At 51.8% G+C, this 24847-nt stretch carries 22 protein-coding genes and 1 tRNA gene; 12 read left to right on the forward strand and 11 right to left on the reverse strand.

The window, feature by feature from the left end:
* Positions 1–14 precede the first annotated feature (14 nt).
* Positions 15–791, reverse strand: a complete 777-nt coding sequence (locus ACYVI1_RS28255; RefSeq protein ID WP_460914699.1) for an FKBP-type peptidyl-prolyl cis-trans isomerase — start codon at positions 789–791, stop codon at positions 15–17.
* A 366-nt stretch (positions 792–1157) separates the two neighbouring features.
* On the opposite strand from ACYVI1_RS28255, the gene atpA reads away from it, so the two are divergent.
* The 4 genes from atpA (at position 1158) to ACYVI1_RS28275 (ending at position 5102) form a co-directional block, all read left to right on the forward strand.
* Complete coding sequence (gene atpA / locus ACYVI1_RS28260) at positions 1158–2732, forward strand: F0F1 ATP synthase subunit alpha (RefSeq protein WP_460914701.1); 1575 nt, start codon at positions 1158–1160, stop codon at positions 2730–2732.
* Positions 2733–2817: 85 nt separating this feature from the next.
* On the forward strand, positions 2818–3705 hold the full coding sequence (gene atpG / locus ACYVI1_RS28265) for an ATP synthase F1 subunit gamma (protein ID WP_460914702.1): 888 nt from the start codon (positions 2818–2820) through the stop codon (positions 3703–3705).
* Positions 3706–4151: 446 nt separating this feature from the next.
* Positions 4152–4721 carry a DUF4136 domain-containing protein gene (locus tag ACYVI1_RS28270; protein WP_460914703.1) on the forward strand — a complete coding sequence of 190 codons (570 nt, stop codon included), beginning with the start codon at positions 4152–4154 and terminating at the stop codon, positions 4719–4721.
* A 99-nt stretch (positions 4722–4820) separates the two neighbouring features.
* Positions 4821–5102, forward strand: coding sequence for a hypothetical protein (locus ACYVI1_RS28275; protein WP_460914705.1), 282 nt, complete (start codon positions 4821–4823; stop codon positions 5100–5102).
* 72 nt (positions 5103–5174) lie between these two features.
* Here the strand turns inward: ACYVI1_RS28275 and ACYVI1_RS28280 are convergent, their stop codons facing one another.
* From ACYVI1_RS28280 to ACYVI1_RS28295, 4 genes are all read right to left on the reverse strand, one after another.
* Complete coding sequence (locus tag ACYVI1_RS28280) at positions 5175–5705, reverse strand: ferritin (protein WP_460914707.1); 531 nt, start codon at positions 5703–5705, stop codon at positions 5175–5177.
* A 112-nt stretch (positions 5706–5817) separates the two neighbouring features.
* Entirely contained in the window at positions 5818–6174 is a 357-nt protein-coding gene (locus ACYVI1_RS28285) for a hypothetical protein (protein WP_460914709.1), read from the reverse strand.
* A 120-nt stretch (positions 6175–6294) separates the two neighbouring features.
* Positions 6295–7647 (reverse strand): peptidoglycan DD-metalloendopeptidase family protein, encoded by a 1353-nt coding sequence (locus ACYVI1_RS28290; RefSeq protein WP_460914710.1) that lies wholly within the window; start codon positions 7645–7647, stop codon positions 6295–6297.
* A gap of 15 nt (positions 7648–7662) precedes the next feature.
* Positions 7663–8289 (reverse strand): TMEM175 family protein, encoded by a 627-nt coding sequence (locus ACYVI1_RS28295; protein WP_460914711.1) that lies wholly within the window; start codon positions 8287–8289, stop codon positions 7663–7665.
* 134 nt (positions 8290–8423) lie between these two features.
* Here ACYVI1_RS28295 and ACYVI1_RS28300 point away from each other — a divergent pair, with 134 nt between their 5' ends.
* The gene (locus ACYVI1_RS28300) at positions 8424–8966 is read left to right on the forward strand and encodes a DUF2231 domain-containing protein (RefSeq protein WP_460914712.1); all 543 of its coding nucleotides are present in this window, start codon (positions 8424–8426) and stop codon (positions 8964–8966) included.
* Positions 8967–8999: 33 nt separating this feature from the next.
* Here ACYVI1_RS28300 and ACYVI1_RS28305 read toward each other — a convergent pair whose 3' ends face one another.
* The 5 genes from ACYVI1_RS28305 to ACYVI1_RS28325 all read right to left on the reverse strand — a co-directional run bounded on the left by ACYVI1_RS28305 (position 9000) and on the right by ACYVI1_RS28325 (position 14588).
* A complete protein-coding gene (locus ACYVI1_RS28305; RefSeq protein WP_460914713.1) occupies positions 9000–10493 on the reverse strand; it encodes an APC family permease in 1494 nt (497 codons plus the stop codon).
* Positions 10494–10626: 133 nt separating this feature from the next.
* A complete protein-coding gene (locus ACYVI1_RS28310; RefSeq protein WP_460914714.1) occupies positions 10627–11934 on the reverse strand; it encodes a Gfo/Idh/MocA family protein in 1308 nt (435 codons plus the stop codon).
* Positions 11935–12027: 93 nt separating this feature from the next.
* Positions 12028–12414, reverse strand: a complete 387-nt coding sequence (locus tag ACYVI1_RS28315; RefSeq protein WP_460914715.1) for a hypothetical protein — start codon at positions 12412–12414, stop codon at positions 12028–12030.
* Positions 12415–12824: 410 nt separating this feature from the next.
* On the reverse strand, positions 12825–13256 hold the full coding sequence (locus ACYVI1_RS28320) for an ABA4-like family protein (protein ID WP_460914717.1): 432 nt from the start codon (positions 13254–13256) through the stop codon (positions 12825–12827).
* Positions 13257–13382: 126 nt separating this feature from the next.
* Positions 13383–14588, reverse strand: coding sequence for a dipeptidase (locus ACYVI1_RS28325; RefSeq protein ID WP_460914719.1), 1206 nt, complete (start codon positions 14586–14588; stop codon positions 13383–13385).
* 285 nt (positions 14589–14873) lie between these two features.
* Here ACYVI1_RS28325 and ubiE point away from each other — a divergent pair, with 285 nt between their 5' ends.
* The 3 genes from ubiE to ACYVI1_RS28340 all read left to right on the forward strand — a co-directional run bounded on the left by ubiE (position 14874) and on the right by ACYVI1_RS28340 (position 16546).
* Positions 14874–15623 carry a bifunctional demethylmenaquinone methyltransferase/2-methoxy-6-polyprenyl-1,4-benzoquinol methylase UbiE gene (gene ubiE / locus ACYVI1_RS28330; RefSeq protein ID WP_460914720.1) on the forward strand — a complete coding sequence of 250 codons (750 nt, stop codon included), beginning with the start codon at positions 14874–14876 and terminating at the stop codon, positions 15621–15623.
* On the forward strand, positions 15560–16342 hold the full coding sequence (gene porT / locus ACYVI1_RS28335; protein ID WP_460914721.1) for a type IX secretion/gliding motility protein PorT/SprT: 783 nt from the start codon (positions 15560–15562) through the stop codon (positions 16340–16342). Before ubiE ends, porT begins: the two co-directional genes overlap by 64 nt.
* A gap of 129 nt (positions 16343–16471) precedes the next feature.
* Positions 16472–16546 (forward strand) — tRNA-Val (locus tag ACYVI1_RS28340).
* Between the two features lie 1186 nt (positions 16547–17732).
* On the opposite strand, the gene ACYVI1_RS28345 is transcribed toward ACYVI1_RS28340, so the two are convergent.
* Complete coding sequence (locus tag ACYVI1_RS28345; protein ID WP_460914722.1) at positions 17733–19001, reverse strand: hypothetical protein; 1269 nt, start codon at positions 18999–19001, stop codon at positions 17733–17735.
* A 545-nt stretch (positions 19002–19546) separates the two neighbouring features.
* Here ACYVI1_RS28345 and ACYVI1_RS28350 point away from each other — a divergent pair.
* The 4 genes from ACYVI1_RS28350 (at position 19547) to ACYVI1_RS28365 (ending at position 24778) form a co-directional block, all read left to right on the forward strand.
* Positions 19547–21769 carry a tetratricopeptide repeat protein gene (locus ACYVI1_RS28350; RefSeq protein ID WP_460914723.1) on the forward strand — a complete coding sequence of 741 codons (2223 nt, stop codon included), beginning with the start codon at positions 19547–19549 and terminating at the stop codon, positions 21767–21769.
* Between the two features lie 2 nt (positions 21770–21771).
* Complete coding sequence (locus ACYVI1_RS28355) at positions 21772–23736, forward strand: tetratricopeptide repeat-containing sensor histidine kinase (RefSeq protein ID WP_460914724.1); 1965 nt, start codon at positions 21772–21774, stop codon at positions 23734–23736.
* Positions 23737–23959: 223 nt separating this feature from the next.
* Positions 23960–24142, forward strand: coding sequence for a RepB family protein (locus tag ACYVI1_RS28360; protein WP_460914726.1), 183 nt, complete (start codon positions 23960–23962; stop codon positions 24140–24142).
* Positions 24143–24358: 216 nt separating this feature from the next.
* A complete protein-coding gene (locus ACYVI1_RS28365; RefSeq protein WP_460914728.1) occupies positions 24359–24778 on the forward strand; it encodes a hypothetical protein in 420 nt (139 codons plus the stop codon).
* Positions 24779–24847: the final 69 nt, after the last annotated feature.

A 24847-nucleotide genomic window follows, 5' to 3' on the forward strand; every position in this document is an offset into this window, starting at 1 on the left:
TTTCGCTCTTTTAGTTATTGTTTAACAATATCAAGTAACTCAACATCGAACACTAATGTTGAGCCGGGTTTAATGTCAGTTCCCATACTCCGGTCGCCATAGGCAAGGTCCGATGGGATGTAGAGCTTCCATTTTGAGCCAACCGGCATCAGTTGGAGCGCTTCCGTCCACCCTTTAATTACGTCACTCACCCCAAATTCGGCGGGCTGGCCACGTTCCACTGAACTATCAAATACTTTACCATCGAGCAGCTTACCGGTATAGTGCACTTTTACCCGATCTGTGGCGGTTGGTTTGGCGCCGGCGCCTTCTTTTTCAACCGAATACTGCAACCCGCTGGCCGTTGTGACCACACCCGCTTTGGCTTTATTTTCGGTTAGAAAGGCACTTCCAATTTTTTTATTCTCGGCAGATGCCTTCATGCCTTCAGCGTTCCGGGCGGCCATCTGCTTCTGCATATAATTATTCATCACCCGTCCGGCCTGCTCGTGGGTCAGTTGGGTAGTTTGGCCCTGCAACGCATCCTGCAGACCGCGAATCAATAAGGCATTGTTAAGGTCAGTTATGCCCTGCTGTTTCAAATTTTGAGCCATAAACAAGCCAATGCTATAGCTAATCGAATCCTGGGTTGAGGCTATGGCACCGCCCGTAGCTGGTTTAGTGGTAGTGGCGGGTCTGACTGAACCCGAAGCAGGTTTCCTGACAGCCGGTTTTTTAGTTTGGGCAGTTGCCGTACCAGCGACAAAAACAGCCGATACAATACCGGCTAACATCCATTGGTTGAACTTCATGCGAAAACAAAACGAGGTATGTGTAAACAAAAGGTTATTCTCTTTAAAACGCGAATCAATGGGATAAAAGTTTACTTATAGACCGATTTGACAAAAAAACGGCTGTTTGCTCAACGCCCGGCTTTAGACTGAATCAGGGAATTAAAAGTAGGTGAAAATCTGGCCCGTGTCAATTCCTGCCGACGAAAGTCCTGATTAATTCGGATGAACGGTTTGGGATGCCCCCTCAATGGTCAAACACAAGTCGGTGTTTTATCGGAAAAGTCTAACATTCAGCCGTTGATTCTACGTTTCATCGCATTTTTATCAAATTTTAGTCGTACCTTTGCGCCCGAAAAATCAACCTCAAATTCCCCTTATACACATATGGAATCCGTAAGACCCGACGAGATATCAGCTATTCTGCGCCAGCAACTGGCCGGAACCCAAACCGAAGCTGAACTCGAAGAAGTCGGTACGGTGCTGCAAATCGGCGACGGCGTAGCGCGTATCTACGGCCTCTCGAAAGTGCAGGCCGGCGAATTGCTTTCGTTCGACAATGGGCTTCAGGCGATGGCTCTGAACCTGGAAGAAGATAACGTTGGAGCAGTATTGCTCGGCGATTACTCAGAAATTAAAGAAGGCGATACCGTTAAACGCACCGACCAGATTGCCTACATAAACGTGGGCGACGGCATTCTCGGTCGCGTTGTTAACACGCTTGGCCTGCCAATCGACGGCTTAGGGCCTATTCAGGGCGAACTGTTCCGAATGCCACTGGAGCGCAAAGCACCGGGCGTAATTTTCCGCCAGCCGGTAAGCGAACCGCTGCAAACGGGTATCAAAGCCATCGATGCTATGATTCCCATTGGCCGGGGCCAGCGCGAACTAATCATTGGCGACCGCCAGACGGGCAAAACAGCGGTGGCTATCGACACCATCATCAACCAGAAAGAATTTTACGACAAAGGCGAACCGGTATTTTGTATCTATGTTGCCTGTGGTCAGAAAGCGTCGACTATTAAGCAGGTAGAGCAAACGCTGCGTAAGGCTGGTGCCATGGATTACACGGTTGTTGTAGCCGCTGGTGCGTCTGACCCCTCGCCGATGCAGTTCTTCGCGCCGTTTACGGGTGCCGCCATTGGCGAATTCTTCCGCGATACGGGCCGCCCGGCCCTGGTTGTTTATGACGATTTGTCGAAACAGGCCGTTGCCTACCGTGAAGTGTCGCTGCTGCTGCGTCGTCCGCCGGGCCGCGAGGCTTACCCAGGCGACGTGTTTTACCTGCACAGCCGGTTACTGGAACGGGCCGCCAAGATTAACCAGAACGACGACATCGCCCAAAATATGAACGACCTGCCGCCAAGCCTGATCGGTAAGGTGAAAGGCGGTGGTTCGCTGACGGCTTTGCCAATTATTGAAACGCAGGCGGGTGACGTTTCGGCCTATATTCCGACTAACGTAATCTCGATTACCGACGGACAAATCTTCCTGGAGTCGAACCTATTCAACGCTGGAATTCGCCCCGCCATCAACGTCGGTATTTCGGTATCGCGCGTGGGGGGTAACGCCCAGATTAAGTCGATGAAGAAAGTGGCCGGTACGCTCAAACTCGACCAGGCTCAGTTCCGCGAACTGGAAGCCTTTTCCAAATTTGGTTCTGACCTCGATGCGTCGACCAAACTGACCATCGAACGTGGTCGTCGGAATCAGGAAATACTAAAACAGCCTCAGTACTCGCCTGTGTTGGTTGAACAACAAGTGGCTATTATTTATGCGTCGGTTAACGGCCTGCTCGACCGGGTGCCGGTCAATAAAGTGAAAGCGTTTGAAAGCGAATTCGCCATGGTTCTGAGCGCTCAGCATCCAGGAGTTCTCAATGAACTGCGTGCGGGCAAACTGACCGACGAAGGAACGGCAACCCTCAAGAAAGTAGCCGCCGACCTGTCGGCGAATTATTAAAATTAGTCGTCAGTCAGTAGTCGATAGTCGTTAGCACCGTGCGAAACCACTATCGACTACTGACTGACGACTATCGACTAACACCATGGCATCTCTTAAAGAAGTACGCGCCCGGATTTCGTCGATCAATTCGACGCAGCAAATCACTAAAGCCATGAAAATGGTGGCGGCAGCTAAGTTGCGCCGGGCGCAGGATAACATCACACAATTGCGGCCTTATGCTCAAAAGCTAAGCCAGATGCTCGGAACCGTTTCAGCGGGGGCCGAAACCGCGTCGGACAGTCCTTATAAACAGACACGCCCCGTTGAGCGCGTGTTACTAATTGTGGTTACTTCAGACCGGGGCTTGTGCGGAGCCTTCAATAGCAATGTTGTCAAGGGTGCTCTAATCCTCATTGACGAAAAGTATTCGGCGCAGGCCCGTTCGGGCAATGTCGAAATTATGGCCATCGGTAAGAAGGGCGCCGAAGCGTTCCAGCGCCGGGGCTTTAAGGTCAATAAAGAACACGTCGACGCGTTTGGTTCGCTAAGCTTTTCCACCGTGCGGGCGGCTGCCGAAGAAGCAATGGAAGGTTTTGCCAATGGTCGTTTCGATGTTGTGGAGGTCATCTACAATGAGTTTAAGAATGCCGCCATGCAGATTGTACGGACCGAACAGATGTTGCCCATTGTGGCCACAAAAGCAGCTCCGGGCAGTGCAGCGGTCTCCATCAACTACTTGTTTGAACCCTCGGAAGAGGAAATCATTACGGAACTGATTCCGAAAACAATCAAGATTCAGTTGTATAAAGCCGTGCTGGATTCCAACGCATCCGAGCACGGTGCCCGGATGACCGCTATGGATAAGGCAACCGAAAACGCGGGCGAACTTCTGAAAGAACTTCGTTTGGTATACAACCGGACACGTCAGGCAGCCATCACGACCGAAATTCTCGAAATCGTGGGCGGTGCCGAAGCATTAGCCAGCGCCTGATAGCAATTCTAACTAACCATACCAACGCCACTGCCCATTGGGTAGTGGCGTTGGTATGTATACCGTTTTTTTTGTGATTCATTGCAACGGTTTGGCTGGCAATGGCGTCTTAGTGAAGAACAAACGGTTTTGGCTATTTTCGGCGAAGGCCTGACATCGCCAGGAGGTGCTTATGCGTTATGTTGAGCATCAATACCAGCGATCTGAGCAAGCGGAGCCACCTAAAAAAACAGCTGGCTATGAAGGTGCCTTTCCATACACTGTTAAAAATACTTAACAGAAAAGTAGTCCTGACAATCAATGACTTATACGTTACTATAGGCCTTAAGTAGTGTATACTAATCGGAACGAATAGCCCTGATTTTTAGTTATAAAGACACAGTATACGAACGGCTGTTTCTTTATCGTTTATTAGTCGGTTCGATACCATTAACGACTCAAAACACATGAAAATTAACCGCATAATCACCAGTCTGTTTATCGTCGGCATCTTGGCGTCCTGCGCCCCGGCCATTACGGTAAAATACGATTACGACCCGAAAGTAAATGTTCGGCAGTTTGCAACCTATCGCATTGAAGCTGACCGTCAGCGCAACGCCGACCCGATTGTGGGCAGTAACCTGAACCAGCGCCGGATTGCCGATGCACTCGACCAGTCGTTGAAAGCACGCGGCTATAAGCCCGTAACGCAGGGAGAAGCTGACCTGGTTGTTCGGTTCTTTATGGACTCGAAAGACAAGCAGCAAATTCAGTCTAATAACATGTACTCACCCTATTCGTGGTGGTATGGTGGTATGGGTAACAACGTATACTCGCGGCAGTACGAAGAAAACCGCGTCGTTATTAACGTGTCGGATGCGCGCACCAACGATATTATCTGGCAGGGCTGGGCAACGGGTCAGTTGAATAACCGCAACAAAGAACGTGACCGCGATCAGGCCTTCCGCGAAACGGTAAGTGCTATCATGAAGCAGTTCCCGGAGAGCGCCGGTCAGGATTATGGCGCGGCCCGGTAAGGCCTTATTATAATGCACGTAAAAAACCTGCTACCCAACGGATGGCAGGTTTTTTTATGGGCATAGCTTTTTGTTAATTTGCGCTATTACTAACCCGTCATGTCTGCTGTAAGCCGAGGACTCGTCTATTCACTACTGGCTGTAGTCCTGATACTGCTGTTGGGCATTACAGCGCTGCTTGGCGTAGCCTATAACCGGCATCAGCGGCTTGAAGATGCAACCACCGATCTTCGCCGAAACCTCACCCAGCAGGAAAGCAAAATCTCCGAACTACAGGAGCGACTCGAAGACTGCGACACTGTGCAAACCGGTACGCCAGCCGATACAGCCTGGGAGACCCCAACGCGGGCGGTGAGTAAGGCTACCCTGCCGAAATGGTGATGCCCGTATCCGAAACACATGCAAAAAGGCGTCTGTAGTAGACGCCTTTTTGCATGTGTTCACAGGTTAATTCTACTCAAATACGTTATTGTCGTAGGTAACGCTGGAAACTTTCTTGTCTAAGTAATACAGTTGGTCAGCCGGAATCTGATCGAACAGATCGAGACAACGACGGGCAATGTATTCTTCTTCCACTTGTTCTTTCACAAACCATTTCAGGAGTTCTTCCGTCGCGTAATCGTTTTCACGACGACAGATGCCGATAATCCGATTAATTGAATCGGTAACGGCAATTTCCTGCTCCAGGGCGCCCTCAAATAGGGAACGTAGTGAATCGAATTCCTGAGCAACTGCCGGCACCTCGGGCGACCAGGCTGTTGCGCCCTGGTCGCACAGGTAATGGAAAAGTTTCATGGCGTGCTTGCGCTCTTCTTCCGACTGCTTATAAAAGAAGCCTGCGCTATAATCGAAGCCAGTCCGGTCGCACCAGCCTGCCATCGCCAAATACTTCGACGACGACACCATTTCCAGTTGTATTTGCTGGTTCAGCGCCAGCTCGACGCTTTCCTTAACAGCGCTGCGAAGTCTTGCTAAATCTTTCATAATAAGTGACCGGTATCCGGTGAGAATTTCTATAACAAAACAACACAAAAAAACCGGCTCTTGTTAAGCAGCCGGCTGATTATCAGGAAATTTAGAAGCAGTCTATGTATGATTATGCAGGTAGTGAACACCCGCATTCGCGCAGCATCGCGTTGAGTTCCAGCATTAGTTTGGCACCATTGAGCAACTCCCGCAAGTGAACAATCTCGCAGAGCGTGAGCACATAACACCGCTCGGAGCGGGGTGGCGTCAGGATTTCAACATCATAAGCAGCCGCCGTACTCAGGGCCATTTGCTGAATATCAACGGTTTCGACCATACGCCGAAACTGCATAAAATCGCGGGCCGACAAGGGGGTGTGGGTATCCCAGAATTCCAGAATGATTCGGTTACTCCTATCGCACTGATAGACAACTCCCCTATCAGTTCTGAAAACCTCCTGATACGTTACGGGTACGTTACTTGTCATGATTACAAAAATGAAAGAGCAAATATACAACGTACCCGTTAATTTAGAGCGCGTCTAAATAAAATTTAAGAAGCGAGAGAATGAAAGAGCGAAAAATGCTTGCCTCTGTTTTTCGCTCTTTCATTCTCTCTTTAACAAAACGCCTGACAACCAGCCCGTTTGCCCGTCCGGGCTGCGAACTAACTGGAAGCCATTGGCTGTAGCCAGCACGTCAACCGTTGAACCAGCCCCCATCGGTTTAATGGCAGCCGCCCGCTCATTGGGAGCATCGGCTAAATTGACGGAAGCAGATAAGGTCAACCGCCGAAGCGAGCGGTTTAGCGGTTCGGTTGTGCTGCTGGCCACGTAGCCGGTCAGGCCATCGGGCAATTCGACCCGCAGCCAGGTTTGCGTGCCACCCAGTACGGTCAGGGCCGATGCTTTGGGCAACTCCCGCAGGATAGGCGAGTCGCCCGTGGGAGCAAGCCGAACCACCGACCGAACCGCCGATACTCGCACGGAATCCCCCAGCCACGATTCGGGCAAGAGCGTTTGTTTGGCCGGACCCCGCCCAAGTCGAATGAACGGCAACGGGTCGGCTGCCCCTTCACTGAATCCATAAATACCAAAATGCAGATGCGGGCCGGTGGTGCGGGCATTGCCCGTGTTGCCCACAAAACCGACCGTATCACCAGTGGATACCCGCTGACCATCACGAACATTGAACCGGTCGAGGTGAGCGTAATAGAGCCGAATGTTACGGTCATTATCGGATAAAAACACGACATTACCCCCTAAACTGTTGGTGCCAACCCCCGATATGATGCCATCGACGGAGGCCAGCGCGGGTGTCCCTTTCGGTGCGAAAATATCTACGCCTTCGTGCTTTCGCCGACCGGCATCGCGGGAAGCGCCAAAGAAACTACTGATTTGCCGACTGTCGCGGCCCTTCACCGGAAAACTCAGCGCGGGTTCGCGGGTGACGGTGATGGTGTAACGAGCGTTTCGCAACAGTTCGGGCTGGATGCGGATCAGAAACGTTTGTGTTCGGCGAGGCTCCCAGGATAGCACGTTCGTATCAGCTTTGGAAGCAGCCATTAAACTAATGCGGTTCCGGGCCTCTACGGCAAACACATCAATAAACACCTGGGTTTGTTTTTGTCCCTGTGTTTCCACCTGGATTAACAGGCGGTCTCCCCGTTGAGCATTGAGTCGATAGCCAACGGCAAATGCTTTGGTCGCCGAAAAATACCCGCTCTCGCGGTAGGGAATCGTGATTTTGAGCGAATCGCGAAGGGCACGTTCACCGGCCGAAAGCCAGTCAGTACCGAGAGCCGTTCGGTCGAGTTTAGCCTCTTTAAGGGATTGTTCGTACTGGTCGTGTGGCGACGATGGCTTGAACAGATTCGTGGTCGGGCCAATACCGGTGCAGGCGCCTAACCATCCTGCCAGCAAGCTGATACTAAGAAAACGGAGTGATGTCTTGATTACCATAGGTTCACTATCGTTTTAAACGACTTTTTCGCGGTGATATTTTAGCCGGGATAAATAGACCACCATTACCAAACCCACCAAAATACTCAGTGAGGGCACTAAAAACGACAATCCGGCGGCAACCGCATAGGTGATCGTGCTGATTAAATAGCTGGTCCGAACCGTTTGAACGCGAACGTTGGCGGCTGGCCGTTTTAGTAACCGATAGTTTTCAGTGGCATAACGCCACATAAGTAACAAGGTGAGGTTTATACTGGCAAAAAGCAGCAGATATAACGCCGACGAAAGCTGATAGCCAGGCGTGTTGATGTAGTCAGCAAGCAGCGATGTTGTGAATGGAATTATCGTAACCAGCATGAGCAGCAGGCCGTTATAGAACATGAACCGCACGTCGCTACGCTGGATAACATTATACATCCGGTGGTGATTGAGCCAGATGATGAAGATGGTCGTGAAACTGATAAAATACGCGATATAGTCTGGCCACTGGTGAAGCAGAGCCAAGGCTAAGTTTTTACTGGAAGTGGCTTCTCTCAGGCTCGGCGCCTTAAGCTGAAACGTCAGCAAGGTAATGTCAATCGCAAAAACGCCATCGCTGAAGGTTTCTGTCCGGACGGTTTCGTTTTCCTGGGAATCTGCCATGTATCGAAAAGAAAGTGTCTGTCTGACAAACGGTTGGCACGCCGAATAGTTACAGAGGTAACTTGCCTCAACTTCGGGAACAAATAAAATCCATTTGGGTTAAATAGGCTTGTAAACAACGCAACTCAACACCTATGGAAAGCAAAATTAAATTAGCAGGACACGCGGCTCACCCGATTCTGGTCGTGTTCCCCTTTGGGCTGCTGGCAACAGCCGCCATCTTCGATATCGTCTATCTGCTGACCGACAACTCGACCTTTGTGCTGGTATCCTACTGGATGATTACTGCTGGATTGCTGGGTGGTCTGGCTGCGGCAGTGCCCGGCTGGATTGACTGGTTCGCCATTCCGCTGGGTACGCGGGCCAAGCGTATCGGCTTAGTGCATGGGCTGGGCAACGTGACCGTGCTGGCGCTATTTGCCATAAGCTGGCTCCTCCGGCGCGATGAGGCTGGTTATCTACCCTCCTTTCTTGCGCTGGCGTTATCGTTTGCCGCCTTCGCGCTGGCAGGCTTTACTGGTTGGCTGGGGGGTGAACTGGTGGACCGGCTGGGCGTTGGCATCGACGACGGCGCGCACCTGAACTCACCAAACTCACTCTCAGGGCGGCCTGCCTCTGACGTTGATGGCGACAGTGGACGGATAAAAGACGCACCGGGCAGGGAACGGTTTGCCTGACAGGTAGCTAAGAACGACTTAAACACGTCAACATTAACCCTGTTCCGGACTCCGCTGGCTTCGTTTTGTCAGGAAGTAGACTGGTATGCCCAACCCCGCAATAAGCAGTCCCATGCCGGTGTTGAAGGTTTTGGTATACAGCAAAATCGCGCAGATGGTCAGAGCAGCAATGATGTAGAGAGCGGGAACGAACGGATACCCAAAGGCCCGATAAGGCCGTTCGGTAGTTGGTTCGGTGCGCCGGAGTCGAAACAGCCCCGCAATTGTGACCATATAAAACAGCAGCGACGCAAACGTGCAATAGTCGAGCAAATCACCGTATTTTCCCGACAGGCACAGTACCGATGCCCAGATGCACTGGAGCCATAAGGCCCGGCCCGGCACCGCGTTCTGGTTGAGGTGCGATGCCTGCCGGATAAACAGGCCGTCTTTTGCCATGGCGTAATAAAGTCGCGCCCCAGCCAGAATCAGCCCGTTGTTGCAGCCGAAGGTCGAAATCATAATCAGAATGGCCATTGCCGCAACGGCCACATTGCCAAAAACCGTTGAAACGGCGGCAGTAGCTACGCGGTCGGCCTCAGCAAACTGAATGCCCCGGCCAATAATATCCGTAGCCGCCGGGTCGCCTTTCAAGGGCAACAGAGAAAGGTATGACACGTTGGCCAGAAAATAGATCGTAGTAACAATGAGCGTTCCGAAAAACAGGGCCAGCGGAATGTTACGGCGTGGATTTTTGATTTCGCCCGCAATGAACGTGACGTTATTCCAGGCATCAGCCGAAAACAGGGAGCCAATCATCGACGTACCAAAAGCCAGCAGCAGGGCGATCCCGGCTAACGGCACAATTTCGCCCGTTGCCGATGTCAGGCTGGCTTCCCAGGCATTAGTCAGGTTGGTCGAGAGTAAACCGCTGCTAATTCCCAGCGCAATACCAATCACAATCAGACCGAGCAGGGCGATGAGTTTAGCCGATGTAAACACGTTTTGAATCAGCTTGCCACTCTGCACGCCCCGGCTGTTGAGCCATGTCAGCAGCACCAGACTCGAAATAGCAAACAGGGATCCCAGAGTAACTTTAACCGGCCCAAGTGCCAGCAACACATTGTCGGGGCCGAGGGCAGGGACAAAAACGGCGGTGTATTTGGTGAACGCTACAGCAACAGCCGCAATGGTGCCGGTTTGAATGACCATGAACACCGTCCAGCCATACACAAAACCCGTCAACGGCCCAAACGCCCGTTGAATGTAGATGTACTGCCCTCCGGCTTTGGGCATCATACCGGCCAGTTCGCCATAGCTAAGCGCTGCCGCCACCGTCAGCACGCCCGTCAGCACCCACAGCATAAGCAGCCAGCCCGACGACCCTAAGTTACGGGCCATGTCGGCAGTGACGATGAAAACGCCCGAGCCAATCATGGAACCGGAAACAATAAGGGTGGAATCGAGGAGACTTAGCGACCGTTTGAATTCAGTGGGTTCCGCCGTGGCATCGGCTGACGAAACGGACTTAGGAAGGTTTTCTGCCATGAAGAAGAAGATATACCCACAAGAAGCGGCCAATCGGGCAAAAAAGCAAACGATTACGGGTAAAACCGTTCCTAACCCGGTCAGTCAACCACTAAATGATGTATTTACCCAGTAAAACAGTGCATAAAATACCCTACGTCGGATATTGCCATTCGCCCCGGTAGGCGCGGCTCAGGAGTTTGTTGGCTTCGGGATCATTTGGAATCTGACTGCCATCCCAGGCTATACTCCGGCCAAGTTTCATGGATAGCATTCCTAAAAGCGCCATGTTGGTGGAGCGGTGCCCGATTTCGATGTCGGAAATAGGGAGTTTATTGGTTTTAATGCTGTCTAAAAAGTTGGCCCACAGTTGCGCGATGTTCTGATCGTCGGGTTTATTGAGTTGAGGGTCCTGATGAATGATCGGTTTTTTCGAGTCTACCGGGTAGAACGTCCAGCCGTCGAGCCATCCCATGTGAAACGTGCCCTCGGTGCCATAGAAATAAACACCCACGGCCTGGCCGGGCATGGTTTTCTCGGCATTGTTACCGGCAAATTGTCGATGCTCCCACACCACGGTAAAATCCTCAAATTCATACGTAGCTACCTGATGGTCAGGGGCATCGGTGCTGTCTTTTCGGATAGCCCGTCCGCCGGTCGAATAGATTTTGCGCGGATGTTTTTCTTCCGTCCACCACAAAATCTGGTCCATCCAGTGAATGCCCCAGTCGCCGAGCGTGCCGTTTGCATAATCTAAATACCCCCGGAAGCCTCTGGGGTGCATCGTTGGATTATACGCCCGCAGTGGGGCTGGCCCGCACCACATATTCCAGTCCATTTCTTTAGGCACTTCGGCGTCGGGTGTGGGTTGCCCGGCACCACCTCCATAATGCACAAATGCCCTCGCCATCCCGATTTTTCCCGCTTTGCCTGACTTCAAAAACTCCATGCCCGATACGTTGTGGGGCGACACCCGCCGGTGCGTTCCTACCTGACAGATACGCCCCGTTTGCCTGGCCGTTTTTACCATCGCTTTGCCCTCATTGATGGTATGCCCGATGGGCTTTTCGACGTACACATGCGCCCCGGCCTTCATGGCCGCGATGGCCACCAGCGGGTGCCAGTGGTCGGGGGTGGCCACGATCACGATTTCGGGCTTTTCGGTGGCCAGCATCTCGCGGTAGTCGCGGTAGAGTTTGGGTTTATCAGCCGTGAGTTTATTCAGTTCATCACCTGCTTTTTGGAGTTGGCGGGTGTCTACATCGCAAAGCGCGACTACTTTCGATTCACCCGCCTGCACGGCGCACCGCAGGATGTTGGTTCCCCACCAGCCTGAGCCAACCAGGGCTGTGCGGTATTTCCGGGCAGGCTGGCGCGTAATAAATGCCCGAACCTGGATTGGGTCGGTGATGAGCGTGGCACTGGCAAGTGCAGAGGTTTTTAGAAAGTCAGAACGGTTCATTCGATGACAAGGGGTTGGGCCGGGTCGCCGGTGCGGTGAGGGCATTGGGCAGCCTCGTTTATTGTCAAAGATGAACCCGTCTCTTTTTTACCGTCAATTTCCCAAACCAGCCAATACTGGCTTGCCAGCCAGCGCCTGCATCAATAAAAACGTAACGAACAGCAGGTAGACAGCGGCCATCGCTATAACCTGAACGGGTCGGCGAGCCACATAGTAGCCGAATAAAGGCAGCAGTTGCAGGGCGTGCATGCCAAAAAAGTGAGCCACTCGCAAATCCCCATAGCGCGTGCTCCAATTCGCTACGGGCAATCCTGCTCCTCCGTCGGCCGCTCCTACCGTATGGCTCAACCGGCTTGCCATCATGAAACCTTCAAAAGCAAAGATGACAAATAACAGGATACCCAGCCGGATAGCCCAGACATAGGCCGATTCATTGATGGCTGGCGCCGAAAAAATAAATAGCCAATGTAAGCCGTCCAAAGGGTAAAAATAGTGATCAGCATCCCCATTAAACTGAACAGTAGGCCATCGACCGGAGAGCTGATATTAAAATGTGATAATTTGCCCAAAGCAGCCTGACCTACGACAATCCCCAGTTCGACGACCATGATGACGACAACCGCCCAGCTATAGATTCTCACCTTTCGCCGTTGGGTGAGCATGCCTGTATACCAGGCCATCGTCCAGCAAAAAATCGCTGTCGATATAAAGAATTTTGCCGGTTTAATAAATGCATTGATACCCAGCACTTGTCCGCTGGTTATCAGGGATAAAGCCGCACAACTAAGGCAGGCAATCAGGCAAACCCAGCCGAACCCGTACAGAACGGCATTCCGGCTCCTGAGCGTCGATAAAAACGTGTTCATTGGTTTTAGTGATTTAGTGACCTGTCAGGCTGACAAGGTTCGGGTACGCACCGTGCGAATTAACCAATATAAAAGCAAGCCGACCGGCCCCAGCATGAAGCAGAAAAACAAGGGGATTATAATGAACCAATGCGGGATGGCTTTCTCCTGTGAATCCCGCAAAACGAAGGTACCGGCTACCAAATCGAAGGCGAGATAATGCACCCAACCGGCCAGCATAACGCCATCAGCCCCCGTCGCAAATAAATTTTTCACACCTGACAAGGTGCCAAATGCGCCAAAATCGACCGGGCCTCCGCTAAACAGATAAATCACATAAATGACAGCAAGACCAACCGGAATCAGGTACGAATTCATTACCCATTTAGTCACGAACCAGCGCGGGGCAAAAACCATCAGCAGCCATTGCGGCAGAACCAGCGTGTTGGCAAGTTTAAAAACAGCTTCGGCAGACATAGGAGAAGGAGGGTTTAGAGGAAGGGAGAGTAATTTTGGGATAAGCAGGTTTTTTGTCATGCTGACGAAGGAAACATGACAAAAAATAACCGGAACAGGCTACTGTCATTACGTTTTAGTCTGCAATCACTTCACCTGCGCCTGGCCCAGTACCCGCAGCAGATTGCCGCCCCATATTTTGGCGATGTCGGCTTCCGAATAGTTTCGGCGCACGAGTTCGGCGGTCAGGTTCTCAATCTGACTGACGTCTTCGAGGCCATTTACCCCTCCGCCCCCGTCGAAATCGGAGCCGATGCCCACATGGTCGATACCGGCCAGTTTAACTATGTGGTCGATATGGTCTACAATATCCGATAAGCTGGCCCGCTCAGAAGCGTAAATCTTTGACACCGAATCAGTTTGGGCCATTATTCGGGCTTCCATATCTGCCGAAGGGACTTTTCCTACCCGCGACATTCTGATTTTGGTTTTAGCCACCCGGTGAGCATCCGACGGTTTTTTAAGGTAATCACTTACGAAATTTACCTGCACAACGCCCCCTTTGCCAGCAATGGCCCGAATCATGTCGTCGGTCATGTTGCGGGGAAAATCGCACAGGGCGCGGCAGTTCGAGTGCGACGCAATAACGGGCGCTTTCGAGAGGGACAGCACGTCGTAGAACGTGCTGTCGGCTACGTGCGATACGTCGATTAGAATACCGAGCCGATTCATTTCGGGTACTACTTTCTTGCCGAAATCACTTAATCCGCCGTACATAGGGCCGTCGGGGTCGGTGGACGAATCGCCAATGAGGTTATTGGCAAAGTGCGTCAGGGTGATGTACCGGCAGCCTAAATCATAATAGGCTTTAAGCATCGACAACTCCTTGCCAACTGGATAGCCGTTCTCCATGCCAATAAAGACCGCCCGTTTCCCGGCTTTCTGAATGCGGTAAGCGTCGGCGGGCGACAGGGCCAGTTCGGCCAGACCGGGGTATTTTTTGAGTGCTCTATGAATCAGGTCAAACTGGTTCAGCGCATTCCGTTTAGCTTCGGCATGGCCCGAATCGGTGCGCGGCCCCTGCGAGGTGTAGACCGCAAAAAACATCGCATCCATGCCTCCCTGTTTCATGCGCGGGAAGTCAATCTGCGAGCCGTCGCGTTTGGTATCGTGCATAGCGCCAACATCAAACCCGGCTTTTTGCATCATAATTGGCGCGTCGGCATGGGTATCGAGGGTTAGTACACGCTGGTGAATTTTGTGCGCTTTTTTGGTAACGGGATCTTCATCGCCAGGTAATTGCGCCATGAATGAACTCAAGCCGAGTAGTGCAGGAAGAACGTAAGGAAGCATAGACAATCAGGTTGTATGGAAGTGTGTCGAAGCTACGCATTACCCGACGCAATGACAAACTTTCGAGCGAACCCTGCCGTTATGAGGTTACCTTTGTATCAAAGAGCGAAAGAGTGAAAGAGCGAATATAAGGCGTCTTTTTTTCACTCTTTCACTCTTTCACTCTTTCACTCTTTCACTCTTTCACTCTTTCACTCTTTCACTCTTTCACTCTTTCACTCTTTCACTCTTTCACTCTTTCACTCTTTCACTCTTTCACTCTTTCACTCTTTCACTCTTTAATCAATGGCCGTAGTCCCCTACAAAGATAAGGATACCTCCAAACGTGAGCAGGTTGCGGAGATGTTTGACAGTATTTCGCCGAAGTATGACCTGCTGAATCATGTGTTGAGTGGTGGTATCGACATTCTGTGGCGCAAACGGGCCATCCGCGAACTTCGGTCAAGCAAAACTCCTTCCTATTCGCCCAAAACCATCTTAGACATTGCCACCGGCACCGGCGATTTCGCCCTTGAAGCCCTCGCTCTAAAACCCGAAAAAATTGTTGGAGTGGATATTTCGGAGGGCATGCTGGCAGTTGGTCGGGAGAAGATGAAGAAGCGCGGAGTTGATTCAATTATCGAATTGCGAACGGGCGACTCAGAACGTTTGCCCTTTTCAGACAATGAATTCGATGCTGTCATCGTTTCGTTTGGGGTACGCAACTTCGAGAACCTGCTTAAAGGCTTGACCGATATGCACCGCGTAACGCGCTCCGGCGGTGTGTGCGTTGTGCTGGAATTCTCGAATCCGCGCCAGTTTCCCTTTAAACAACTGTACGGGTTTTACTCCCGTACCATCCTGCCGCTTATTGGGCGCGTAGTGAGCAAAGACGCATCGGCTTATACTTACCTGCCCGAATCAGTGCAGGCTTTCCCCGACGGTCCTGACTTTCTGCACATCTATGAAGCCGCTGGATTTATCAATACCAAATGGATACCGCTCACCTTCGGCATCGCGTCAATTTACATCGGTCACAAGCTGGCCCAATCCTGAACAGCCGCCCGTTCCGGCTGTCGCTTGCGTTTATCGTTTTGGTAGTGAGTACTACCCTGATTTCTACACCGAGTCAGGCGCAGACGTCTTACAAATACGTTCGCAAGCACCTCGAACGGTACGATGACAAACTCATTCATTACGGTTTTTTCTTTGCCGTACCTGTCACCCGCTTCAGCGTTACGCACAGCCCAACGTTTCTTACTGCCGATTCAGCGTACCGGATTTACTCGCCCAATAAGCCTGCCTTTCGGGTGGGCTTTGTGGTGAATGCGTATCTGAACGACCGCTTCGATTTACGGCTGACGCCCTCCGTTTCCCTGTTTAGCCGCGAGGTGCATTATGATTATCCGGGTGGCTACTCAAAAACCGAAACCCGCGAATCGACCTGGCTTGATTTTCCCTTGCTGCTCAAATATAAATCGGAGCGACGCAATAACACCCGGATGTATTTGCTGGCGGGTGGTGCATTCAGTATCGAAAGCAACGTGCGCCGGAAGGAGATTCAGGGCGTTAGCAAACTCAGTACCAGCACAATGGATTTTGCCATCGAGTACGGCGTTGGGTTCGAACAATTTTTCGAGTATTTTAAACTCGCGCCTGAACTGCGCTTTTCACACGGCTTAGTTAATCTTTACCGCCCGTCGACCAATGTGGCGGGCATTGGTCTCGACAGGCTGACGACCCACACAGTGACCTTATACCTGAATTTTGAATAGCCGTTCGGACCGGTTGGCGATCAGCTACTTGCAGAAAAGTTTATCTTTTTTTGAGTAGATGTTTGCAAAAGCAGGCATCAGCCCACTATATTTGCAGTCCCAAACCGCAACGGCGTCTAACGGGGCAAAGGGAGTTTAGCTCAGCTGGTTCAGAGCATCTGCCTTACAAGCAGAGGGTCGGCGGTTCGAACCCGTCAACTCCCACTATTGATAATCAGCCAGTTAGCTTAGTTGCTGACTGGCTGAGTTGTTTTTGGTTTAAACTATGGTTTAAACAACCCTTACGGTGCTCACTTATAGCCAGTTCAAGCAAGTATGAAAATATCAATAGTGAGTTTGGTCCTTCTGTAAACGTCTAGCGAATGGAACCAGTTAAAATTCCTAAGCGACCTCCATTTGTTATTGGCCAGCGTGTGTAGTGCATGAACCTTTAGCAGACTCCTATAGCTACCAGAAAAGCGAATCCGGCTATAGTTAGGCAAAAACACAAATCACATGGAAGATAGGATAACAGCCTGGGATTTTAGCGGGGGCGGATCACCTAGGTCTGTACTGCAAAACGGGGACAGAATGGAAACAGGGTGTTAGGGAACTCAATACCCGTTGCAGCTTTCTTTACGTTGATTGTTTAACTGAGTTATTTGCCCTAAAAAGCGGTAAAATGAGCTTTGGACAGCCCGCAGATCAGTCACTAAAAAAAGGACCGTTTTCTTTATTGAGTCTCAAAATCAGCGCTTTACGGGGCTATTTTCATTTTGGTCCCGTTTTGCAGTACAGACAAACTACTGTTACCCTCATCCTTTCCTGACTTCATTCATACCAGTCTTCTGCATTCCCAAAACTCAATAGCAAACCAGCCTATTATCAACTGACCCTTACCACTCTATATACACAGGCTAGGCAAAACAGGGGGAGGTAGCAACAAAACGATGTTCTCGATGGCAGGGGCTGGTGGGATAGTCCCGGCTACGCCTGCGTTCGATAATTTTCTCCCGGTGAATGTGCGTCTACCGGGGGGGTGCTTTTATTAACTCCGATAATAGTACCGGTCTTATCAGGCTACTACAGGTATAGGTCTCCGGAGCTTCTAATAGCTTAGGCTCAACAAGACAGATGCGGCTACAGGTCAAGTCGTTGCGACTATGGGTCGCTTTGCCGTTTCGTACAAAATCCGTCACTTGAATCCGTCAACCTATCTAAAATACAACTCCGCTAACAAGCAGTAATTTGTACTTTATGCAGACGCGTTGCATAACTACGGGTTATGTTATGAGATTAATTCTAGAAGTAAGACAGTGGGATGAAAAGTAAGTAACTTCGTTTTATTCTATGAGGTAGTTACTACCTCAAACGGGCGGATTTATACAGTAAGCAACCGCAGTGGCGGCCGCTACGGATCGCGAATAATCTGGTAATCATCGGACCGAGGCCCTGCGCGCACGCTCCACCCTAAAGCGACCACCACCGTCCAGCCCTTGCCACGGATGGTGGTGCCTTCGATGCGAATCGGTCCAGCCAGCACTCGCTTGCCGTCCTCGCGGATCAGCACGCCCTTTGTTGCCTCCAACGTGCCCCACTCACCTTTAGTACTATACGGCAAGACGAACACCGTCCCTACGCCTGGAATGGGCGTGGCGCCGACCGCGTTAAACGTGGTGCCACCGCCTGACGGAACCACTAGCACAGGACCATCCACAAAGCGGTTCCGCAGTTCGAGCAGGCGGGCTCGTCGCTGCTCCTCGCGCGCCTGTTCCGCCGAGCGGATTTCCACGCCACCGTACCGCGCCGAGGCCTCGACTACATCCGCCGTTGGCCTGATCTCCAGAGCTTCCATCAGCATCCGCCCCAGATCAGTGTCGCTATGCACGCTGCGTCTCCAATCCACTGACGCATCATCGAGAAGAACCCCGTACGCCGTACCGGTGGCGTAAGCTTGTTGCAGAAACGTCTCATGCCCTTCTGCCGCGGCCAAATGCTCAATGGTGCTGGCGACAGCGTCAGCGTGTGAGTCGGCCGTGGTGACAATGCCGGTGTATTGGGCCAAGCCTTCCCGGATTTCTTCGACGCGCTCGTTCTCGGCGGCATCGGCAAACTGCGAACGTCGCTTGAGTCGGAAAGCGGCTGCATCGCCCAGCGTGCGCTTACGGTCTTCCCCCGACTGAGCGAGCGCCCGCGACAGGGCGCGCCACTCGAGCTGAAGCCAGATTCGTCCTTCGAACGTATCCAGATGCGCGTTCTGTCCCGAAAGGGTCATTAGCCCCAGGTCCGGTTGAATGCGGTGAAACAACTCGTGCAACAGGAACTCGCGCCGGGCGCGTGGAGTCGGCAGGGTCGTCGTGAAGTCCCACATGTAGGCGACCCAACGCGAGCCACCCCACTCGATGGGTGCATTAGTGGAGCCAAGAACGCGAGGCCAATCGTCTGCCGGACGCGGTTGATTGGTCGCCAGGGTTCGCGTCCGGGCGTCTGCGAACACCATGGGTCCACATAAAGAGATGCCCCATAGTCGTCCGCCGTCGCGTTGACAGAGGGTGGCGGCTTCCCTGAAATAAGTTTCAGCCTGTTGCGGATCAACTTGGGCAGTTGCGGGATTGACTAGGTACAGCAACAAGGATACCATGCCGAACCAGGACGCCCAGGTGATGATGTATTTGCCCATATTGAGTTAAGTACCTCAATTAATCTTAACAATGCGATTCGAATAATTGACAAGAAATAACTTGTTGTATAAGTGGGCAATATGTTAAGCTGACCGACAAACAAAGCTGTTTAGCCCACTCGCCTACCCGTTCTCGTCAACTACCCTTCCTGTCTTCTTTAGCGGGCAAAGGTAAAGTTTCTTGGCACGCCATCATACAGACCATAACTAAAGGCAACGTTGTGCTTTTACCTCTGGCCATCGATACCTATTCTAACCAGTACTTGCTCGTCCCTCGGCCGAACGCCGGGCTACGCTCACGTTTGGGGCCTTACTTCCCGATTGTTCTCACAACAACGGCGTCGACGCGGCCCGTTAGCGACAGCTTCCCATTTGGACTAAGCTTGCCAGCCCTCCGAGGCAACGAGAATGCACGTTGATTGGCCTTAAGTGGCTTTTGTTTACTACATTAGCTCTCAGTTTGCTCCTGAGTCCGGATAATGCCTCAACTTATATTGAATGTTCTGCCCGCCTGCTGGCTTAGCCCTGGCTATCCCCGTCTCGATTTGAAGACCCTTTCCACGGCCACCTTGTTAGTTTGCCTGTTGGCAGCTCCAGCCCTCGCCCAGACTCCAAAAATCGACTCGCTCAACCGCTTGCTCGCCAAGGCCACCACGGACACGGCCCGGGTAAACCGTAGCCTTGACATTGCCAGCGAACTGTTTGCCATCAATTACGACTCGTGCCTTACGCTTGCTCTGCGGACACAGGCCGTTGCCCGGCGAATCGCCTATCCAATTGGCGAAGCCAAAGCGCTCATGCAGGTGGGTAGGGCCTATACATTTAAGGGGAATTTTGCCCAGGCCCGCCAGGCCCTGAGCCGGGCGGAAGCGATCTTCTCAGCCCAGAACGAGACGGGACGACTCGGTCGCGTATACTTGAACTACGGCGTGTTATACCTCAAGCAGAACCAGCCCGACAGCGCTGCTCTCTTTTTCAGAAAAGCCATTCCCCTCGCCCAACGCAGCAAGGACAGCGAACTGCTGCAGGGGCTGTATATAAACCTGTCAACCGTCTACAAAAATCTAACGAATTATCCCCAGTCGCTGGCTTATCTTCAGAAAGCCCTGCAAATGGCACAGCAACGCCAGGACCTTAAAAATCAGGCGGGGATCTATCTAAACATTGGGGGAGTCCTGTTAGAGACCGGCGACACGGTGCGATCCGAGCGCAACACGTTCAGCGCCCTGCGTTTTGCTGAACAGGCCGGTAACCCCTACATCGAAATGCTCGCCAGTAACAATCTGGCCAGGGTCTATGAGACAATGAAGCAGTACACCCGGGCGTACCAATATTACCTGCGGTCAGCGAGCATAGCCAAGCAGACCGGCGCAACCGGTCCCTACGCCACATACCTAATGTCGGCCGCGTGGATGTTGTCCCAACAGAAACAATATGGCCCGGCCGAAGCCCTCAACCGACGGGCGATGGCCATCGCCGACTCGCTTCAGCAGCCGTATATCATTTATGATGTGTATACAACAATGGGGTCCATCTTTACCGAGCAGGGAAAGTACGCCCTTGCTCTGCCCTACTTCGAGCGGGCCTTCCGTAGCTTAGGCAGAATCAAGCTATACGACCGCAAGCTTGCCATTGTGTATGCTAATCTAGCGCTGTGCTACGAAAAGACGGGACAATATCAAAAAGCCCTGAGCGCTTTCCGGCGTTCGACCACCCTCAACGACTCGCTTCGCAATCAGGAAAACGTCCGTAAAGTTACCGAGCAGACCCTGACGTTTGAGTTTGCCAAAACACAGGCCGTTGCCAGGGCCAGGGAGCAGGCGGCTGAATCAGCGTCGCGCGTTCGGCAGTGGGCGTTGGGGGGAGGGTTGGTTGTAGCCCTGCTGCTGATGGCCATGGCTTATATCGGTTACCGTTCCAAGCAACGGGCCAACATCCGGCTACAGGCGCAAAAAGAGCAGATCGAACAGGCGCTGACGCAGCTTAAGACCACCCAGACTCAGCTCATCCAAAAAGAGAAGATGGCCTCGTTAGGGGAGTTAACGGCGGGCATCGCCCACGAGATTCAGAACCCCTTAAACTTTGTCAATAACTTCTCGGAGGTGAGTACCGAACTAGTCGATGAGTTGAGAGAGGAAGCCCTGGCCGCACGAACCGATGACGTACTAACCATCGCTGAGGATTTAAGTCAAAATCTTCGGAAAATCCACCACCACGGTGGACGAGCCTCGGCCATCGTGCGGGGTATGCTGGAACACTCCCGCAGTGGAACGGGTGAGAAACACTCCACCGACCTCAACGCCTTAGCGGATGAATATCTCAAGATTGCCTTTCACGGTCAACGGATTAAAGAAAAGGATTTCAACGCTAAATTGGTCACCGACTTTTCCTCCGGCCTGGACAAGGTAAACGTTATGCCCCAGGAGTTAGGCCGGGTGCTCTTGAATCTGTACAACAATGCCTTCTACGCGGTCAAGGAGCGCCAGAAGCAGGGTGAGTCCGATTACCAGCCCACTGTCACAGTCACTACCTCAATGACAAAAACAAGAGTTGAGATCCGGGTCAGTGATAACGGTACGGGGATGTCAAAGTCAGTGCAGCAGAAAATCTTCCAGCCCTTCTTTACCACCAAGCCCACCGGCGAAGGGACGGGCTTAGGCCTCTCACTGGCTTATGACATTATTACCAAAGGCCACGGCGGTACACTAACGGTGGAGAGTCGCCAGGACGAGGAAACCGAGTTTGTTATCACTCTACCCACCACCTGATTATGAAACTACTGTACGCTACCCTCTTACTGTTGGGTTTTTCGTTGCCAGTAGTCCTCGGTCAGAATACCCGAATCGACAGCCTCAAGCACCTGCTGGCCCACATCCACCAGGATACCAGCCGCGTGTTGCTGCTGTCTGAGCTGGGGTATGCCTACACATTCATTTCGTCTGACTCCAGCATGATGCTGGCTCAACAAGCCCTCACGTTGGCACAGAGAATTCATTTCGTTAAAGGCGAAGGTCAAGCGTTGGGCGCACTCGGCTTAGCATTGCGGGAGCGAGGTGAGTTACCCCAAGCCTTAGATTATGCCTTTAAGGCCCTTGAAATTGCCAGAGCCACTAAGTATCGGAAAGATGAGGCCAGGATACTGGGAAACCTGGGGGGCATTTATGCAAATCTGGGCGAAGGCCGAAAAGCACTCAACTACTACAAACAGTCCAAAAACATTTACGAATCCATCTCGGATCAACAAGGAATCGCCAATGCCTGGTATTACATAGCCATCCATTACATGGGCCTGAAGCTACTTGATTCGTCAAGATTTGCCAATCAGCAAGCGTACCAGTTAGCCATGCAATTACCCCATTCCCCAATTATGAGTCGGGTATTTAAGAATTTTGGAGAATTTGAGGAAGTGGAGGGAAACAGTCTCAAGGCCATGCACTATTATCGGGAAGCCCTACGAATAACCTACCTGGATACTGATTTGCGCAGCCGAACTTCCATTCAAGTGACGATGGCTGATTTGTTCAATAAAACCCTTCAACCCGACTCCAGCCTGCATTACGCGCATCTAGCCCTGATGAGTAGTCGGCAGGCCAATAACTCATCTATACTAAATGTAAGTGATGTACTGGTGAGACTTTATAAGGCAAGGAATAACTTCGATAGTGCCTTTAAGTATCAGGAAATAGTTAGAGCCACAAGTGACAGTATATTTAGTCGGAAAAAAATTCAGCAACTTCAACGCTTCACTCTTGCTCAACAACAACGCCAACAAGCAGTAATTGACGACCAGAAAGAGTACCAAAATCGAATTCAGTTTTACACCTTGCTGGCCGGTTTAGGGGGCCTGTTGCTGCTGGCCTATGTGCTGTGGCGTAACAATCAGCAAAAGCAGAAAGCGAATGTAGTGCTGGAAAAAACGCTCACTGAACTCAAAGATACTCAAGTTCAACTCGTCCAACGGGAAAAAATGGCTTCGCTGGGCGAATTGACGGCGGGTATTGCCCACGAGATTCAGAACCCATTGAACTTCGTCAATAACTTTTCAGAGGTCTCCACCGAGTTAGTCACCGAACTCGAAGAGGAACAGCAAAAGCCCAATCGGGATGCCGACCTGGAAGCTGACCTGCTGGGCGACTTAAAACAGAACCTGCAGAAAATCACCCTCCACGGTGGCCGGGCCTCAGCCATTGTAAAAGGTATGTTAGAGCATTCCCGCAGCGCCACCGGTGAGCGACTGCTTACTGACCTCAATGTGCTCTGTGACGAATACCTACGTCTTGCCTACCATGGCTTCAGGGCTAAAGACAAGGACTTCAATGCCGAGCTTAAGACCGACTTTTACCCCCATCTGGGTTCTATTGAGGTGGTGCCCCAGGAGATGGGAAGGGTGCTCTTGAACCTATACAATAATGCCTTTTATGCGGTTCAGCAAAAGCGTAAAACAGCTTCTCCTGACTATCAGCCTACCGTAACTATTAACACCGCCCGGGTCGACGGGCATGTCCAAATCCGGGTAGGCGATAACGGGACGGGTATCCCTGAATCGGTCAAAGCCAAGATCTTTCAGCCCTTCTTTACCACTAAACCTACGGGCGAAGGGACGGGCTTAGGCTTGTCGCTCAGCTATGATATCATTACCAAAGGACACGGCGGGTCTTTGCTTGTGCAGAGTCAGGAAGGCGAAGGCACCGAGTTTACCATCCTCTTGCCAGCGGCCGGAGCGGTTGGTGGGTAGTCAATCGACATGAACCCACGACATATCGATTCAAGACGGCTTGAATCAAGATGAACTCTCGTCGAGAGCATAACCGCACAGGTTCGGCTTTTGTCACCAAAAAGCCGGACTTTTCTGGTTTAACCTACGGCAGTACGTAGTTTTTCCGGCCGAACGAGGGCCTGACCAGCATCGGTTACTTTTGCCCTGCACCAACCAGGAGGAATACACCTCAACTCCGTTTATGACCCCAGAGCAACCTGCCCACACCTCAACCAAATGCCACCCCTGCCGGGCCAAAGGCCTGAAGCGGATCGAATTCTACGTAACGCCAGACCGGAAAGATCGCATCATCCAGTATTGTCAGCAACGAGGTTTTACGGCCGCTGGCCTGATGGACTCGCTACTGCGGAAAGAGCACCTGTAGCTAATAGTTTCGTATCTTTAACCTACCGGCTTGGCTTCGCGTACCGGCCTTTAGAGCAAGCTGAAGACTTTTTTGATATCAACCCCTTTGCGCGCGTAAATTGAACCAATCCACATCTTAGGGTCGCTTTGCTGTTTCGTACAAAATCCGTCACTTGAAACCGTCAACCTATCTAAAATACAACCCTGAACTCGTAGACGACGTTGAGCAGCTCCCATGAAACGCGAAATTTGCTACCTCAACACAGATCTCATCCTTTTGGCTCCGTATGACCTGGCTCCGCTTGCCGAGGCTTTGATGAGTCATGGAGTGCTCGTCTCGCTTTACGTCGGACCGGGGCAGAACGGCTTGTGGTCGGCGACGTTCGAGACAACTGGATCATGCTCAGAGCCCGACCTGAACATTGGTGTGATGCTCATGGCTATTGATGCGTTGGACGAGCCATCCCGTAAGCTGTGGGCGGCATGCACCAGTCGCGAATTCGATATCGGATATGAGTGCGGAGATGAGCCCAGGGTGTTCAGTCAGCATCTTTCGACAGCTATACTCGCCAGGATTGCCGCCGTTGGTGCGCGTGTTGTGATTACGCTCTATGCGGCAGAGCCGCATCCGGGAAGTAAACTTGACGGGAAATAGGTCATTAGGGGTCGCTTTGCCGTTGCGACCGTCCGCGGCTGCGGTACGACACGGCAAAGCGACCCTATG

It is taken from the genome of Spirosoma areae, from assembly GCF_054781775.1.

Coding starts and splice junctions, on each gene's coding strand:
- ACYVI1_RS28275 (WP_460914705.1), top strand. CDS start 4,821: ATGTCTGCTGTAAGCCGAGGACTCGTCTATTCACTACTGGCTGTAGTC.
- ACYVI1_RS28345 (WP_460914722.1), bottom strand. CDS start 19,001: ATGGGCAAATACATCATCACCTGGGCGTCCTGGTTCGGCATGGTATCC.
- ACYVI1_RS28285 (WP_460914709.1), bottom strand. CDS start 6,174: ATGACAAGTAACGTACCCGTAACGTATCAGGAGGTTTTCAGAACTGAT.
- ACYVI1_RS28300 (WP_460914712.1), top strand. CDS start 8,424: ATGGAAAGCAAAATTAAATTAGCAGGACACGCGGCTCACCCGATTCTG.
- atpA (WP_460914701.1), top strand. CDS start 1,158: ATGGAATCCGTAAGACCCGACGAGATATCAGCTATTCTGCGCCAGCAA.
- ACYVI1_RS28255 (WP_460914699.1), bottom strand. CDS start 791: ATGAAGTTCAACCAATGGATGTTAGCCGGTATTGTATCGGCTGTTTTT.
- ACYVI1_RS28310 (WP_460914714.1), bottom strand. CDS start 11,934: ATGAACCGTTCTGACTTTCTAAAAACCTCTGCACTTGCCAGTGCCACG.
- ACYVI1_RS28305 (WP_460914713.1), bottom strand. CDS start 10,493: ATGGCAGAAAACCTTCCTAAGTCCGTTTCGTCAGCCGATGCCACGGCG.
- ACYVI1_RS28295 (WP_460914711.1), bottom strand. CDS start 8,289: ATGGCAGATTCCCAGGAAAACGAAACCGTCCGGACAGAAACCTTCAGC.
- ACYVI1_RS28280 (WP_460914707.1), bottom strand. CDS start 5,705: ATGAAAGATTTAGCAAGACTTCGCAGCGCTGTTAAGGAAAGCGTCGAG.
- porT (WP_460914721.1), top strand. CDS start 15,560: ATGGATACCGCTCACCTTCGGCATCGCGTCAATTTACATCGGTCACAA.
- ACYVI1_RS28320 (WP_460914717.1), bottom strand. CDS start 13,256: ATGTCTGCCGAAGCTGTTTTTAAACTTGCCAACACGCTGGTTCTGCCG.
- ACYVI1_RS28270 (WP_460914703.1), top strand. CDS start 4,152: ATGAAAATTAACCGCATAATCACCAGTCTGTTTATCGTCGGCATCTTG.
- ACYVI1_RS28325 (WP_460914719.1), bottom strand. CDS start 14,588: ATGCTTCCTTACGTTCTTCCTGCACTACTCGGCTTGAGTTCATTCATG.
- ACYVI1_RS28360 (WP_460914726.1), top strand. CDS start 23,960: ATGACCCCAGAGCAACCTGCCCACACCTCAACCAAATGCCACCCCTGC.
- ubiE (WP_460914720.1), top strand. CDS start 14,874: ATGGCCGTAGTCCCCTACAAAGATAAGGATACCTCCAAACGTGAGCAG.
- ACYVI1_RS28355 (WP_460914724.1), top strand. CDS start 21,772: ATGAAACTACTGTACGCTACCCTCTTACTGTTGGGTTTTTCGTTGCCA.
- ACYVI1_RS28290 (WP_460914710.1), bottom strand. CDS start 7,647: ATGGTAATCAAGACATCACTCCGTTTTCTTAGTATCAGCTTGCTGGCA.
- atpG (WP_460914702.1), top strand. CDS start 2,818: ATGGCATCTCTTAAAGAAGTACGCGCCCGGATTTCGTCGATCAATTCG.
- ACYVI1_RS28365 (WP_460914728.1), top strand. CDS start 24,359: ATGAAACGCGAAATTTGCTACCTCAACACAGATCTCATCCTTTTGGCT.